This window comes from Sporolactobacillus mangiferae, assembly GCF_023336505.1.
Classification (GTDB): Bacteria; Bacillota; Bacilli; order Bacillales; family Sporolactobacillaceae; genus Sporolactobacillus; species Sporolactobacillus mangiferae.
This window is the reverse complement of the sequence record NZ_JAMAST010000001.1, coordinates 431,110-446,752: the sequence shown is the minus strand read 5'-3', so window position 1 is coordinate 446,752 and position 15,643 is coordinate 431,110. Positions and strand designations below refer to the sequence as shown.

General features: G+C 45.3%; 14 protein-coding genes. 9 read left to right on the top strand and 5 right to left on the bottom strand.

What is annotated here, in order from left to right; all coding sequences use genetic code 11:
- Positions 1-96: 96 nt before the first annotated feature.
- Both yvfG and M3N64_RS02110 read right to left on the bottom strand, forming a co-directional pair.
- Complete coding sequence (yvfG, locus tag M3N64_RS02115) at positions 97-330, bottom strand: protein YvfG (RefSeq protein WP_249096634.1); 234 nt, start codon at positions 328-330, stop codon at positions 97-99.
- A 37-nt stretch (positions 331-367) separates the two neighbouring features.
- Positions 368-1,036, bottom strand: a complete 669-nt coding sequence (locus tag M3N64_RS02110) for a B3/B4 domain-containing protein (protein ID WP_249096632.1) — start codon at positions 1,034-1,036, stop codon at positions 368-370.
- Positions 1,037-1,489: 453 nt separating this feature from the next.
- Between M3N64_RS02110 and M3N64_RS02105 the strand changes: the two genes are divergently transcribed.
- The 6 genes from M3N64_RS02105 (at position 1,490) to lepB (M3N64_RS02080) (ending at position 7,598) form a co-directional block, all read left to right on the top strand.
- Positions 1,490-2,005 carry a methylated-DNA--[protein]-cysteine S-methyltransferase gene (locus tag M3N64_RS02105; protein WP_249096627.1) on the top strand — a complete coding sequence of 172 codons (516 nt, stop codon included), beginning with the start codon at positions 1,490-1,492 and terminating at the stop codon, positions 2,003-2,005.
- 94 nt (positions 2,006-2,099) lie between these two features.
- The gene (locus tag M3N64_RS02100) at positions 2,100-2,993 is read left to right on the top strand and encodes an amidase domain-containing protein (RefSeq protein WP_249096625.1); all 894 of its coding nucleotides are present in this window, start codon (positions 2,100-2,102) and stop codon (positions 2,991-2,993) included.
- A gap of 111 nt (positions 2,994-3,104) precedes the next feature.
- A complete protein-coding gene (locus tag M3N64_RS02095; RefSeq protein WP_249096622.1) occupies positions 3,105-3,578 on the top strand; it encodes a tRNA (cytidine(34)-2'-O)-methyltransferase in 474 nt (157 codons plus the stop codon).
- 254 nt (positions 3,579-3,832) lie between these two features.
- On the top strand, positions 3,833-5,728 hold the full coding sequence (locus M3N64_RS02090; RefSeq protein WP_249096620.1) for a PrkA family serine protein kinase: 1,896 nt from the start codon (positions 3,833-3,835) through the stop codon (positions 5,726-5,728).
- A 46-nt stretch (positions 5,729-5,774) separates the two neighbouring features.
- Positions 5,775-6,344 carry a signal peptidase I gene (lepB, locus tag M3N64_RS02085; RefSeq protein WP_249096618.1) on the top strand — a complete coding sequence of 190 codons (570 nt, stop codon included), beginning with the start codon at positions 5,775-5,777 and terminating at the stop codon, positions 6,342-6,344.
- A 690-nt stretch (positions 6,345-7,034) separates the two neighbouring features.
- The gene (lepB, locus tag M3N64_RS02080) at positions 7,035-7,598 is read left to right on the top strand and encodes a signal peptidase I (RefSeq protein ID WP_249096614.1); all 564 of its coding nucleotides are present in this window, start codon (positions 7,035-7,037) and stop codon (positions 7,596-7,598) included.
- A 69-nt stretch (positions 7,599-7,667) separates the two neighbouring features.
- Here the strand turns inward: lepB (M3N64_RS02080) and M3N64_RS02075 are convergent, their stop codons facing one another.
- Both M3N64_RS02075 and M3N64_RS02070 read right to left on the bottom strand, forming a co-directional pair.
- Entirely contained in the window at positions 7,668-9,866 is a 2,199-nt protein-coding gene (locus M3N64_RS02075) for a glycosyltransferase-like membrane protein (protein ID WP_497007931.1), read from the bottom strand.
- Positions 9,867-9,907: 41 nt separating this feature from the next.
- Positions 9,908-10,885, bottom strand: coding sequence for a glycosyltransferase family 2 protein (locus tag M3N64_RS02070; RefSeq protein ID WP_249096607.1), 978 nt, complete (start codon positions 10,883-10,885; stop codon positions 9,908-9,910).
- A gap of 268 nt (positions 10,886-11,153) precedes the next feature.
- Between M3N64_RS02070 and M3N64_RS02065 the strand changes: the two genes are divergently transcribed.
- Positions 11,154-11,852 (top strand): response regulator transcription factor, encoded by a 699-nt coding sequence (locus tag M3N64_RS02065; RefSeq protein WP_249096906.1) that lies wholly within the window; start codon positions 11,154-11,156, stop codon positions 11,850-11,852.
- On the top strand, positions 11,849-13,225 hold the full coding sequence (locus tag M3N64_RS02060) for a HAMP domain-containing sensor histidine kinase (protein WP_249096605.1): 1,377 nt from the start codon (positions 11,849-11,851) through the stop codon (positions 13,223-13,225). The genes M3N64_RS02065 and M3N64_RS02060 overlap by 4 nt, the downstream gene beginning before the upstream one ends.
- A 257-nt stretch (positions 13,226-13,482) precedes the next feature.
- Here M3N64_RS02060 and yhbH read toward each other — a convergent pair whose 3' ends face one another.
- Positions 13,483-14,643 carry a sporulation protein YhbH gene (gene yhbH / locus M3N64_RS02055; protein WP_249096599.1) on the bottom strand — a complete coding sequence of 387 codons (1,161 nt, stop codon included), beginning with the start codon at positions 14,641-14,643 and terminating at the stop codon, positions 13,483-13,485.
- A 248-nt stretch (positions 14,644-14,891) separates the two neighbouring features.
- Between yhbH and M3N64_RS02050 the strand changes: the two genes are divergently transcribed.
- On the top strand, positions 14,892-15,566 hold the full coding sequence (locus M3N64_RS02050; RefSeq protein WP_249096597.1) for an HAD family hydrolase: 675 nt from the start codon (positions 14,892-14,894) through the stop codon (positions 15,564-15,566).
- Positions 15,567-15,643: the final 77 nt, after the last annotated feature.

Genomic DNA, 15,643 nt, shown 5'->3' with positions numbered 1-15,643 from the left:
TTATTCTAATCAAATCAATAAATAATGGCCTGGCTGAGCATCGAAGGTTCGCAGCAAGTGAGCTGCTGCAGCAATTCAAAGTCATTTTGAGATAAGTTATCGCTGCTGTGACATGATTTCTTCTTTTACTTCTTTATAAGCTGTATCCAGATTTCGAATTCGGCGGATGAGTTCGAAATTTTTATTGATCCGATCCTGAATGATTGCGCTGACAACCGTGCGGTAGTAACTGTTCATCGTTTGAACCGGAGTCTGAACAGCTTCATTTTTCTGTACCTGCAGATGCAGCGCTTCCTTAAAGTAATCAACACTGAACAAATCTGAATTCATGGAACTCCTCCTTATTTAAACCTGTAAGAAGCGTATTCTATTGAATGAGTTTCCATTCATACGTTCCACCATGAACCTGTGTAAACATTTCCGCCATTTTCTCAATCAGCCGCTGCGCTTCTCCTGAATCCATGGATGGGCGCACGTAAGCAAGTTGCAGTGCCTGAGTCGTCTGCGGTGTGACACAGGTCCGCTTTGAATCGACAATCGGGCTTCCGAATGCGCCGTTTCGATCCGCAGAAATAATTTTTTGATTCATATGCATGAGACGCCCGTTCAAACCGTCATATTGATCGGTTTCCGTACCGATGCGAACCTGTATGGCTCCGTCCAGCTGCTCAGCATCATAAATACCCATCGGTATGCTGTATTGAACGCTGAAAAAATTGATCAGGTCAACAGCGGAATGAACAAAATGCGGCGTGCCGTCTTTTTTAATTTTCCGAAGCAGTGCTTCCTGAGAAGGCCGGTAACGCGAGGGATCTGTTCCCACTTTTTTAAAGATCTGACGCCATTCCTGAATTCCGGAAATTGCACTAATCGGTTGCGTGTCAAAACTCATTTGTACATTATTATAATAAACCGGTAGTCGGTCTCCAATGAGTGCCGGCAGTTTACCGATCACAATTGACGAATAGAACATGACTCCGATCTTAAAGTCCGGAACCGCAGACTTTAATTGAGATGAAAGCGTAACATCAAGCATGGCGCGCCTCCTGTGCATTCATTCTAGTGTTAGTGTACCATAAAGGCCGGCTTAAAGAATAACATTGTTTATCACGATGAATGGGTTGATTGGTAAAAAAACATTCAGCATGATCTGTCTGGTTGCTTCAAGGGCGCAAACATGCATTCTGGTATTTCATGTTAACATAGGATCATTGCTGACAAAAGAGCAGAACGTTCCGCAATTTTTGCTATAATTAATATAGGTAGTTTTGTTAAAGCCTGCTGTAGTTTTTAATCATTTATGACCCTCTATTGCTTACCGTGAGTCAGGAAACAACATTAAATGAAACATAGCTAAGTAGATAAGTTTTCAGCCACAATCGGCCGCGTCATCTGATCTCATTTTTGTATCTTGAATTGTTAAATTTAAGTACGACGGCACCTTTGCCAGAGATACGGTGAAGACAAGTTTTCTAAAAGGAGAAATGTCATGAATGCGAATGATTATCTTGCTGTCTGTGAGATGAATTCTGCGATCGGCCCCCTGACCTTGGCCGTTTATAAAGATCAATTATGCCATCTTGATTTTGGTACATGCAATGACCGTGAATCTGAATTAAAACAATGGGCACTCAGGAATGGGCTGCCCGCTGTTCTGATCCGGGATGAAATGCAATGCGGCGAGGCGATGCGTCAGCTGAGCGGCTATTTTGCAGGAACAAGAAAAAGCTTTACGTTAAAGCTGCTGATGAAAGGAACGGATTTTCAGAGAAAAGTATGGCAGGCGCTTGCCGAAATTCCGTTCGGAGAGACGCGTTCGTATAAAGAAATTGCGCATCGGATAAACAATCCGAAAGGTGCACGTGCGATCGGCATGGCAAATAATCGTAACCCGGTACCAATCGTTATTCCGTGTCATCGCGTGATTGGTGCGAGCGGTGCACTGATCGGTTACGGAGGAGGCCTTGCCACGAAACGCTTTTTGCTGAATCTGGAGCAAGTGTAGATGGCATCCGCCTGCAGTTTCTGCGTCATGATTTTATGCCTCAGCGCATAAAAACAGTAGAGAAAGAGAAATCATGGCGAAACGAGGAATCATTGTGGACTGGAAAGACATCTTTCAAGACCATATATCAAAACTTGGTAATTATTGGGTAGGTGCTGCCGATCTTCACCGCCTGGCATGTGATGCGGATGAGGAGCGGCGTATGGAAAACAAAGTAAAAGCACTGCGAGATCAGCGGGCAGAAATTGAACAGGTCATTGTTCATGCAGAGGACGTTCGTACCCTGGATAAGCGTGAGGATCTGGTTATTGATTATTGTCTCCACACTCAGTGGTTAATCCAAAGACAGCAGGATTTTTTCCTGGAGGAACGGAGTGAAGACCGTCAAGCCGTGATCCGTAACGGCCGAATGGTTAGCGATGCCTTAATTCCCCTCGTCTCTGCTCAGGAAGCTGCCACGCATACATCAGACATGCGTGAACCTTCCATGACTCGATCAAGGCGCTATGATCGGCTTCAGGCGGTTCGTTATGCAGATCTGTGGTGGAATCAAAGGAATCCACGCTATCCGAAGGTTGCGGATGATTGTACTAACTATATTTCTCAATGCCTGCATGCAGGAGGAATTGAAATGTGGGGCGATCCCATACGAAACAGAGGATGGTGGCAGAAACAAACCAATTGGAGTTTCAGCTGGACCGTTGCGAACAGTCTGCGCTGGTATCTGAGCAAGCAGGGCAATATCATCGGTACCGTTGAAAAAAGCAGTGCGCGTGATCTTGTTCCGGGAGACGTTATTTGTTATGACTTTGAAGGGGACGGGCATTGGAACCACAATACAATGGTGACCGCAATCGATGGCGCTGGAGACCCACTTGTGAATGCGCATACCTATGACGCGCGGCACAGACCGTGGGCATATACGGATTCACCGGCATGGACAGAAAATATCGCCTACAAATTTTTCCATATTAAGGATCAGATATGATTTCTTTTGCCTTACTGTGTTATAATAAATTCGATTTTTCGTCATTATGTTCAACAGGGTCGGTGCATCCGGCCTTTTTTCATTCACGGTCTGCAGAGGAGTTTTTATACGATGAGTAATCACGTTGTGCTTTATCAGCCGCTGATCCCGCCCAATACCGGGAATATTGCGCGTACCTGTGCCGGGACGCGCAGCGGTCTTCATTTGATCCGCCCGCTTGGCTTTTCCACAGATGACAAGCATTTGAAGCGTGCCGGTCTGGACTACTGGGCGTCGGTAGATCTGCATTATTATGACTCACTTGATGATTTCTTTGATCGGCATCCGAATGGTGAGTACTATCTCGTTGAGACGGACGGAAGCCGGCCATATGATGCGTTTGATTACAGCGATCCGAGTAAAGACTATTATTTTTTCTTCGGACGCGAGACAACCGGACTGCCTGAGGAGTTTGTTGCGAGCCATCAGGATCGCTGTGTTCGCCTTCCAATGACCGATGCGATCCGTTCGCTGAACCTTTCGAATTCAGCAGCAATTATTATTTATGAAGCACTGCGTCAGCAGCGGTTTCCCGGATTATCTTGAAGAAAACTGGCGGGTGCTTCATGCATCCTGCTGACGATGCATCCGCGCATCCTCCGTCGCCGTTCTTCCGCTGTCATAAAATATTTTCGTTAAGGAAACGGCAGTGTTTTTTTCCTTTGTGAACGCTTTTCCTGCTTTTCCAAATCAGGCGTTTCTGCAGCAGTTTCCCCTATTTCCATGAAAGATTAACATCCGCCAGCATACACTTAAATACATGAGTGAAACATTGGCGAATCTTTTCTAGGGGGGATACAATGAACTTTCTTGATAAACTGAAACAATTCCGCGACTATGAAGAACAGCTGAAATGGGAAGGAACATTTGCAGACTACTTGGAACTAGTAAAGAAGAATCCGATGATCGCGCAATCCGCACATTCAAGAGTCTATCAGATGATTATTTCGGCTGGTGTTTCCGAGAAGGATGGGCACAAACATTACCACTTCTTCGATGGACAGATTTACGGGCTTGATGAGGCCATTGAACGGCTTGTCGAGGAATACTTTCATCCGGCTGCTCGGCGGCTGGACGTCAAGAAGCGCATCCTGCTTTTAATGGGGCCTGTCAGCGGTGGTAAGTCGACCATTGTCACCATGCTCAAACATGGACTTGAGAAATACTCATGGACCGATGCAGGGGCGATTTATGCGATTAAAGACTGCCCAATGCACGAAGATCCTCTCCATTTAATTCCACCGCATCTACGTGAAGAATTTTTCCAGGAGACAGGCATTCGTATCGAAGGCAATCTCTCTCCATTGAATGCAATGCGCCTTGAGAAAGATTACGATGGCCACATTGAAAATGTCCCTGTCGAACGAATCTTTCTTTCCGAAGATAAACGAATCGGCATTGGCACTTTCAGCCCCTCTGATCCGAAGTCTCAGGACATTGCCGATCTGACTGGCAGCATCGATTTTTCCACCATTGCTGAATATGGCTCAGAATCTGATCCGCGCGCTTATCGATTCGATGGTGAATTAAACAAGGCGAACCGCGGACTTATGGAATTTCAGGAAATGCTGAAATGTGACGAAAAATTTCTGTGGCATCTGCTCTCGCTGACACAGGAGGGTAATTTCAAAGCCGGAAGATTCGCCTTAATTTCAGCAGATGAACTCATCATTGCACATACGAATGAAACGGAATATAAAACGTTTATCAGCAACAAAAAAAATGAAGCGCTCCACTCACGTATGATTGTCATGCCGGTGCCTTATAATCTAAAAGTCAGCGATGAAGAAAAGATTTATGAAAAACTGATCTCGGAAAGTGATGTGGCGAGTGTGCACATTGCCCCGCATGCGCTAAGAACGGCAGCTGTGTTCTCTATTTTGACACGTCTTAAGGAGTCAAAGAGCCGGGGAATCGACCTTATCAAAAAAATGCGCCTTTATGACGGTGAAATCGTTGAGGGCTACAATGCGGCGGATATCAAAGAACTGCGTCATGAATTTCCGGATGAAGGTATGAGCGGTATCGATCCACGCTATGTGATCAACCGCATTTCTTCGGCAATCATTAAGAAAGGCGTCCCATCAATCAATGCTCTGGATATTCTGCGTTCCATAAAAGAAGGGCTGGATCAGCATCCTTCAATTTCTGACGAAGATCGGGCGCGCTATGTTGAGTATATCGCGCTGGCACGCCGAGAGTACGATGAATTGGCAAAGAGTGAGGTACAGAAAGCATTCGTCTATTCGTTTGAAGAGTCTGCCAAGACGCTGATGGACAATTATCTGGATAATGTTGAAGCATATTGCAACAGCAATAAAATCTTTGATCCGATTACAGGAGACGAAGTAGATCCGGATGAGAAACTGATGCGTTCAATTGAAGAGCAGATCGGAATTTCAGAGAATGCCAAGAAATCATTCAGAGAAGAAATTCTGATCCGTATTTCGGCCTATGCGCGCAAGGGCAAGCGTTTTAATTATAAGTCCCATGAACGGCTGAAAGAAGCAATTCAGAAAAAGCTGTTTGCTGATCTAAAGGATGTCGTGAAAATAACAACGTCAAGTAAGACGCCGGATGAGACGCAGCTGAAACGAATTAATGAAGTTATTGCCAGACTTGTGGATGAATACGGTTATAATACAACATCTGCCAACGAATTATTAAAATATGTGGGCAGTCTGCTTAATCGATAAGCGGTGTCGTGGGGCGCAGCCATTAAGAAGGGACTTTTGCAAGTCAATGAGCACAACAAAAAAAGAATTCTGGAGCTGGGTTCGAGCGGTTGCCATTGCAATTGTCATTGCTCTGCTTGTCCGTCATTTTATTTTCAGTAATTACATTGTCCGCGGTGAGTCGATGATGCCGACACTTGATGATGGTGACCGGCTTATTGTAAATAAAATCGGCTACTCAATCGGTTCGCCGCACCGTTTCGATATCATTGTCTTTCATGCAAACGAAACGGATGATTTTGTCAAAAGAGTTATTGGACTGCCGGGGGATACCATCGTTTATAAAAATGATCAGTTATATGTGAACGGTCGAAAAGTGGCTGAACCGTATTTAAAAGCATATAAAGATGCCCTATCAGATGGTCAGCTGCTGACAGAGAACTTCAGTCTGAAATCCAAGACCAGTGTTGTCAAGGTTCCGGAAGGGAAGCTTTGGGTAATGGGAGATAACCGCCGGAACAGTGAAGATAGCCGCTATTTAGGGTTTATCAGTCAAAAAGCGGTTGTCGGCAAGGTGTCTGTCCGTTACTGGCCGTTTAATCACTTGACCATTCTGCAAAGTCTTGTGCTCCGATAGGCGATTTTAATGTTTAAATCATGACTTTTGGGTGGATTGCGAAAGTGCGTGTTTTTACTGATGTGCCATCAGCAGTAAAAGACATAATATTTTAACGGAATCTGCCGATAAAGGAAATGAGATGAATCGTAGGCACCGGGTGACCGTCGGTGCTTTTTTATACTATTAAGAAAGTATATAAATTTTAAGGAAAATAGTATAAGTGCGACGGCGACTTCGCTCGTGTCAAAGGCTTGGTGAAGCCAAGTTTTCTAATCAGGGGTAAAAAAAGTATATGATTTTAGCTAATCCTGTAAGCCAGATACGAAAGTGTGAGACTCCGCAGATTCCAGTTGTCCGAGGAGGCTCGCGGTGTGCCCGCGGCAAGCGAGCAGCTGGAATGTCCGTCAGGTATAAGATCAACGGCATAAAAGCTCTTTGATGCTCAGTGGGTACACTTATTGATTCCGTCATCGGTGCCGGGATCGGTATAAATGAACCCTTATCAGAATTGGAGACACAGCGCGCGAACGGGCGCGAAATGGCAAGCAGACGCTTGAGATCTGCGATAAGAAAGTATAAAATTTTTTAAGAATGATCGTAATGCTTCGTGCCTGCTACAGGCATGGCGAAGCCGGTTTCTCTAAGAAAGCATTCTTCATGTACATTGTCGTGTGAAGCAATTGTGAATGAACTGGGAGTCGTTGCAGTATGAGTCAGGACAAGAAAAGAAGCGAAACGTTTGCATGGTTTCGGGCGATTGCACTTGCTGTGCTGATCGTCATCATCGTTCGTACTTTTATACTTGGAAATTATATCGTTGACGGTCCGTCCATGGAGCCGACACTTGATAATGGCGACCGTTTAATCGTCAATAAAATTAATTATCGCTTTTCTGAGCCGAAACGGTTTGACGTCGTTATCTTTCATGCGACCAGGACTGATGATTATGTAAAGCGTGTAATCGGACTTCCTGGCGACACAATCCAGTACAAAAATGATCAGCTGTATGTGAACGGAAAACCTGTCGATGAACCGTTTCTGAAACAGGAAAAAAGGGCGATGCTGACCGGTCAGCTGACCTGGGATTTTTCGTTGAAAGAACTGACAGGGAAGGAACGTGTGCCAGAGGGAATGCTTTGGGTCATGGGTGACAACCGGCAGAACAGCACTGACAGCCGGGTTTTCCATTTTGTCAGCGAAAAAAAAGTGGTCGGTAAAGTGGATCTCCGATACTGGCCGCTGAAACATTTCGGTGCTATTCATCGAAACTAGTTGCTCTGTTTTCTGATGACCGCGCAAAAAACCAGCTGCCGGGCAATGTTCCTCGGTGGCTGGTTTTCTTCAATCAGTGGACTTTTCAGTTTTGTTCATTTCTAACGAATTCGCTTTGATCTCATGTTGATTCATCACGAGACTGACATAGGCATACCAGAGTAGCATCATTACTGGAAGCGCAAGCAGCAGTCCATAAGCGGTTTTGCTTAAATACGCTCCTTTGGCAATACGATATACGGCAAATTGAAGATCTTTTCTCTCTTTAAGGATTCCATTCTGTGAAAGAAATCCTCCGGGGTAGAGATCGCGCTGCTCATAGCCGCTTCCGTTGATTGCCAAGGTAAGCGATGCGCCCTTATTTCCATGGAGCTGGGTAATCGTTATTTGTTTTTTCCCCTTAATCCCGCCATGCGCGATCCTGAATGTTTGCACAGGCTGTCTGTACCGGGGGGCAAATGTTTTTGCAAACAAAGCATGCCCGGATCGTGCTTCAGAAAGAACGAATCTGTATTTTGCGTGCCGTCTGTTTTTCAACACGCCGAACGAGATCCGGTTGAATGGGCCGGTTGCCTGAAATGTCTGCGCTACGGAATGGCGCGCATCGACTTGAATGCCTCCTTTACCAACTTTGTAGCGCTGGTCGACAATATAATAACGCTGCGGCGAGTGTGCCTCCGTTACTGCATACATGCCTGCCAATCCGCCCAAACTGACAGCCGTCAAAAGAGTGATGACGACCGCAGCTTGTAATCGCTGGCGGCTGAGCGCGCCATGCTTGTTCCAGATGCTGCATGTGCTGATCCGTAGCTCAAGTTCCTTGAAACCGAATAACGCCCCAAGAAGAATGAACGGTGTAAAAAGCAGGCTGTAGCGTGGCTCGGCTTCCCAGACAAACACATAGAAGATAAAGTTTCCAAGCAGGCAGATCTGGATGAGCAGGTTCAGGTCTGCTGCCTTTATCCGAAAAGAACGCAGGACCGATAAGAGCAGCAAAATCAGATGAACGACATAGAATATCTGAATAATATAGATGGTTACCTGATTCTTTCGATTGAAAAGATATTGGTAAGCCTCTGTCGGATGAGCCGAACTATGCGTGTACCAGTAATAACCATGTGCGCCGACACCGTAAGTCCGGGCCGCTTTAATTCCCCATATGCGGATCAGACCTCTGATCCCGTATGCTTGAATACGCTTCGCGATTTGCTGCCGGTCAGCCTTTTTCTTCAACATGGGTGTCGTCTGCAAGCGAGTGAGCCGATAATCCCGGTGATTATAACCTCCATCATGCGACAGACCAAGCATGATCCAGTGGAGCGTGGGCATGTTCAGAGCTGGATCATGCTGATAGCCGAAATGCCGTTCGATCTGCTGCGCACCAGTGCTCAGGACGATCATCAAAAGACCAATGAGCGCAAGATTGAGCAGTACTTTCCTCCATTTCAGAGTGAAAAACATGTAGATCGCTAAAGCAGGCAGAAAAAGAATCAGGTTCGGCCGAATCAGTACGCCGACCCCGAGTGTCAGGCCGAGCAGGATCATGTACCGCTGTTTTCCGTTCCGGGCGTAAAGATACCACAGATAGAGCATAAGGACCGGAAACGCAATGACTGCTGTATCCGTATAGAAATACATAGTGTACAGATAAAGCGGCAGACAGGTTATCGCGATCAACAGAAAGAAACAAGCGGTCTGGCTGTCAAAGAATCTTTGCACCAGCTTCCATGAAATATAAATACCCAGGTCAAGAATCAATGCACAAAAAAAACGGTCGATCAGCATAAAACTGGAGATACGCATTGAACCGAACAGACTGTAGAGGAAGTAGCGAAGCAAAGTGACCGGAATATTGTTTGGATAAATTTTGAAATAGATGCTGCCTGAGGCGTGCCCGTGTGTGAGCAGATAAAGTGCTTCAGCATACGTATGCCCGCCATCAATGACCGGAGGAAGAATCGTGCGGAAGGAAATGATCAGCACTGCTTCAAAAATGACCATGATCAGAAAAAACATGGCACTGATTCTTATCACTGTCCGCTTGTCCTGGCAGCGAAGCCATCGGTAGCTGGCGATAAAGAATAAAAGGACAATGCATGCGAAAAAAAGCAAGGTAAATGCAGTTATTGCGGGCGTTATCCACATGGTTTCGTGACGGAAAACAAGCGGATAAACAAAACTGATGGAAAGAATGATCAGAAAACAGCTGAAAAAAGCAACACTGAACAGGTAAATCAGGCTTCGTTTTAAAGGTAAAATTGACGTCACACCCTATCTTAGCACAAGTCATTTGATACTGAATGATACATTTAGAACACGTTGTGTTTGAATGATTGATGTGTAAGAATCCGCTTCTCCACAATATAGCGTGGCCGGTGTTTCGTTTCCTTGAAAATTTTGCCGATGTATTCACCGATGATGCCGATTGCGACAAGCTGCATGCCACCGATCAGCCAGAGCGAGAGAATCATCGATGTCCATCCGGTAACTACATGTCCGAGAAAATGCTGAATCAGGGCATAAATACCGATGAAGAATCCGATACCGGCAAAGAAGGTGCCGAGGTAAGTGACCATTCGGATCGGTGTGACAGAAAAAGATGTGATGCCGTCAATCGCGAAATTCAGCATTTTTCGTAACGGATATTTGGATTCACCGGCGAAGCGTTCGGCGCGATTATAATAGACCTTGGTACTCGGAAAACCGAGCAGAGGGATCAAACCGCGCAAAAAAATATTTTCTTCCTGATAATTTACGAGTTCGTCCAGCACGCGTCTGCTGAGCAGCCGGAAATCGGCATGATTCGGAATCGTTTTAACCCCGAGCCGTTCCATTATTTTATAGAAGAATATTGCCGTGTTCTTTTTGAAAAGAGTGTCGGTATCACGTTTGTCGCGGACGCCATAAACAATGTCAAACCCTTCTCTGTATTTAATCAGGAATTTTGCGATTGCAGTCACATCGTCCTGAAGATCGGCATCAATCGTAATCACGCAGTCCGAATAAGAGCGAGCGTTTTCCATGCCGGCAATCAGCGCATTTTGATGGCCGAAGTTCCGGCTTAATTTTAAACCAGTGATTTTCTGATCCTGCTGAGCAAAGTGGTCGATGAGTTCCCATGTATGATCCGTGCTGCCGTCGTCCACAAATAAAATCGTACTTTGAAATGAAATCAATCGGTCATGGAATGCCTGTGTCAGGACATCTGACAGCCGTGAAACGGTTTCCTTCAGAACTGCTTCCTCGTTATAACAAGGCACAATAATTGTTAAAATGGGTGCTTCCATTATATGTATCCCCCCAAAAAACATTCGAAAGCCTGTGGCTCTCACCTTTCAGGCGAAAGAAGCACGCACATGCCTGAACTTTCTCCCTGCATTTCGCCTGCCTTTTTCTATGTTAGTTCTGTATGATTAATTCATAACAAGCAAACGATGAGAATTTTCTCATTAAATATTCACGATATTCTTTTTACAGCGGATTGACGAAGCATTTATAATAAGTTTGAAAAAGTCTGATCGAAAATTCTTATTTGCGGAAGAGATGGGCATGCAGATGGAGAAGGCCAATATTTTACTTGTTGAAGATGAGCAAAGTGTTGCTTCGTTCGTTTCGGCGGAATTAAATTTTGAAAATTATCACGTTCAGGAAGCCGGAGACGGTGAGGAGGCACTTAGAATTTTTTTTCAGAACGAATCCAGGTGGGATCTCGTACTGCTTGATATTATGTTGCCGAAACTGAACGGACTGGATGTCTGCCGGCGCATTCGAAATAAGAGTCTTGTGCCCATTATCATGATGACGGCTCGGGATTATGTCGGAGACAAGGTCGCCGGTCTTGACGGCGGGGCGGATGACTATATCACCAAGCCGTTTGAGATCGAAGAGCTTCTGGCGCGCGTTCGGGTGGCCATCCGGAGGAAAACCAGATATGAGGCAGCGTCCATGAGCCTTGTCCACAAGGTCGGTGATCTTGTTCTGGATATTGAGAAGAGGACGGTTGTACGAGGCGGAAGGACGTTTAATCTGACACAGCGGGAATTTGATTTGCTTGAAGTACTGATGAAGAACAAAGGAAGAGTCATGACCAGGGACGAATTGCTTTCCAAGGTATGGGGATTTAACTTTATGGGTCAGACGAATATCGTCGATGTCTATGTACGGTATTTGCGGAATAAAATCGATCAAGATCAAAAAATAAAGCTGATTCACACGGTTCGCGGTGTCGGTTATGTATTGAGGATCGGTTCATGAAGCCATTCCATAAAATCAGGAAACACACAACACTTTTTCAAATGGTCTTCTGGTACACCTTGATTCTTACGCTCACGGTGCTGTTCATCGGTTTCTCGGTGCTGATCATTGTCAGCCATCAGCTCTATAAAAATACGGAGCAGGAAGTCGAGTATGTAAAAAAACAGCTGATTGTTGAATCAAGAGAGAAAAATCCGGATTGGACGGATTCCATAGAAAGTATCCTTTATGTCCAGCACCCGGATTTCTATGTGCGGATTGAGACACCGGACAATCGTATGATTTATTCAAAAGGCAGTGAGAGCATTACTGATAACAATACGTACATGTTTAAGTTGTCTCTGTTTTCATCGATTGCGTTCAAGAAAAAATTTGTGCCGATCTATCATCATCGTTTCAATAACAACCGCTACACGTTCGATTTGTACGTCCGGATGATCAGTATCCATAAATTTATTGTCACGATGGTGAAAGTACTTGCCATTTGCATCGTGCTCGGCGTTCTTGCCGGCTCACTGGCCATTTATCAATGGTCACGCCGGATGATCCGTCCATTGATGGATGTAACCGGAATGATTAACGAAGTAACCAAAACCAATAACCTGAAAAGACGGGTGCCGGTTCCTGATCAGCCGAGGGAAGTGCGTGATCTGGCACACTCTTTTAATCGTTTACTGGGGCGTCTGGATCAACTGATTGAAAGGGACAAGCGTTTTGTCTCGGATGCTTCGCACGAGTTGCGCACGCCGTTGTCGGCAATCCGCGGACATGTCGAACTGATTCAGCGTCATGGGAACGGACATCCCGAAGTTGTGCAAAAATCGATCCATTTTGTTGACGCGGAATCCAAACGGATGCAGAATCTGATTGAACAGTTGCTGATGATCGCGCGTATGGGGAGAGATTCCCGAGCACTTGAATCCGTAAACCTTTCGGCCGTTGTCAGCAATGTGATCGCAGATTATGCTGAAGGCTTAAGCCAGGATTTTAAAACGGATATCGCCCATAATGTGTATGCACAAGCTAATGAAGATTATGTGCATCAGATCGTTGTATCGCTGCTCGGCAATGCACAAAAATATACACCGGCGAATGGATGGATCCAGATTAAAGTGAATGGAAACAATCAATTTTCTTATATACATGTGCTGAACAACGGTCCTTCCATTCCAGATGAAGAGAAGAGGAGAATTTTCGGCCGTTTTTATCGAGTGGATAAATCCAGAGCACGGACCCCCGGCGGTACCGGTCTTGGACTGGCGATTGTCAAAGAACTTGTGGAACTCGAAGACGGAATAATCTGGGTCGAGGATCTCAGGCCTTCGGGATGTGCATTTGTTGTTCGACTGAATGCAGACAGCACAGGGGCATGAGCCGTTCGGGGTTAAATGTAACAAGTATAAAGTACAGGACTGTTTACACCATTCACATCAAAAATAAAATGGTGCTCAAAAAGAATAAGGAGTCTCAAAAGCTATCTGGCGTTGAGATTCCTTATTTAATATGCTCTTTATTGTTTGATAAGTAAGACAGGATGAGCCATGCATAGCAGGGACTCCATAGTGCACCATAAGCAGGATTCTTTTTACAACGGTCACTTCACTGGTGAGACTCGATCGAACTTGCTTTTTTATGCCGACTCTGCATCAGGATCCTTGTGGAAAAAGTATTTCATAGCATGGTAGACGTCGCTTTTCTGTTTCAGGATGAATGAGTGGAAGGCTTCGTTTTTAATGCTTCGATAAGCACTCATTAACGTGCTTGATCGATGATATGGATTTATTTCACCGTAGCCGAAGAAATCAGTGATGTTCATGATTTCATTGACCAGACGCGTGCATTTTGGATTGTCTGACGACAGATTGTCACCATCTGAAAAATGGAACGGATAGATATTGAATTTAGACGGAGGATAAGCGGAGTGAATCAGTTCCAGTGCTTTAACATACGCGGAAGAGCAGATGGTTCCGCCGCTTTCGCCTTTGGAGAAGAAGTCTTCTTCACTCACGACCGTTGCTTCGGTGTGATGGGCAATAAACTGAATGGCAACTTTTTCATATTTCGTGCGCAGAAAACGGGTCATCCAGAAAAAGAAGCTGCGGGCAATGTATTTCTCCCATACGCCCATCGAGCCGCTCGTATCCATAAGTGCAAGCACGACTGCCCGGCTTTCCGGTTTGACAATCGTTTCCCATGTTTTAAAGCGCAGGTCTTCTTCGCGAATCGGATGAATCTGCGCGCGGCCGTCACGTGCATTTCGCTTAATTGCAGAGAGAATCGTTCGCCGCTTATCAATATTACCCATTAATCCTTTACGCCGGATATCACGATAGTCATAGCTGTTAACGGTAATATCTGCTTCCTGTTTTCTTTTCAGATGCGGCAGTTCCAGTTCCCTGAAAAAAAGATTTTCGATTTCCATAATCGACACATTGGCTTCGTAATAGTCGATCCCCGGCCGGTCGCCGGCACCCTGACCTTTTCCGGGCCCCTGCTGTGCTGACTGCTTTCCCGGTGCTTTTGCAATCACATCGCCGACCTGGCTTTTTCCGTTGCCCTGACCGACATGCTTGGTCTTGTCATAGTTATACCGCAATTTGTATTCGTCCAATGATCGAATCGGAATCCGTGTCATTTTTTTACCGTCTGAAAGAATAATATTCTCGCTGCTGATCAAGTCAGGCAGGTTGTTTTTAATGGCTTCTTTTACTTTTTCGGCATGCCGCCGCTGGTCCTGTTCACCTTTCTGATTCAGTTCCCAGTCTTCTTCAGAGATTAAGAAATTACTCAATATAGATCCCTCCTTTAATTTGCTCAAAAAGCCGGTTGCATGAGACTGGATCTGTGAGGGTTAATTATTTTAGTTTATGCACGAGTCGCCGAATCTTGACTTTTTTTCAGACTTTATGCATTTCATTGTGCAGGCCATGTTAAACGTCCACGTTTCGCTGATTTTTATAAATCTTTGTGAAAATGATCGAAATCACAATCACTCATGATAAAATAAAATTTGAAACCATCTGAGAAGGGTTGTATTTGATGATTAAAGCAATCGTTTTTGATTTTGACGGTGTGATTTTAGACAGTGAGCGCATCATGTATCTGGTTACGCAGAACCTGTTTCATCGCTATAAAGTCGAACTTCCGCTCAGTATCTGGAGTCAGGCGATTGGCACGCAGCACGGCTTTGATTCAATCAGCTATCTGGAAGAGCATGCACAGGTGAAAATAGATCGCAAAGCTTTTCGGGAGGAGCGCAACGCACTTTTTAACAGGCTTGTGGACGAAGAAGAGGTGCTGCCGGGTGTACGCTCGATACTTGAGCAGGCAAAGGCGCTCGGCATGAAAATTGGACTCGCTACAAGCTCAAGGGGCGACTGGCCGCGCAGACATCTGAAACGGTTCGGTCTCTCCGACTACTTTATGAGCATTAAATCATGGGATGACGTGCAGAGAGTCAAGCCGGATCCCGCTCTTTATCTTCAGTCGCTGGAAAGCCTTGACGTTGCCCCGAAGGAAGCCATCGCGATTGAAGATTCATTCAACGGATCGCTTGCCGCCAAACGCGCAGGTATGTACTGTATTGTTGTTCCGAATGCAGTGACGAAACAAATGCCGTTTGGCCATGTCGATGGCTGCTTCAATTCGCTTCAGGATGTCTCTTTAGATAAACTCATCCGTTATTTTTCTTCTGAGCTGCGCGCGCAGGCATAAACTTTTATCACAATGTTCAAATCTTAATAAGGGAATGACAGCGTTTTTTTTATCGTTGATATATAATAGAGAGGGTT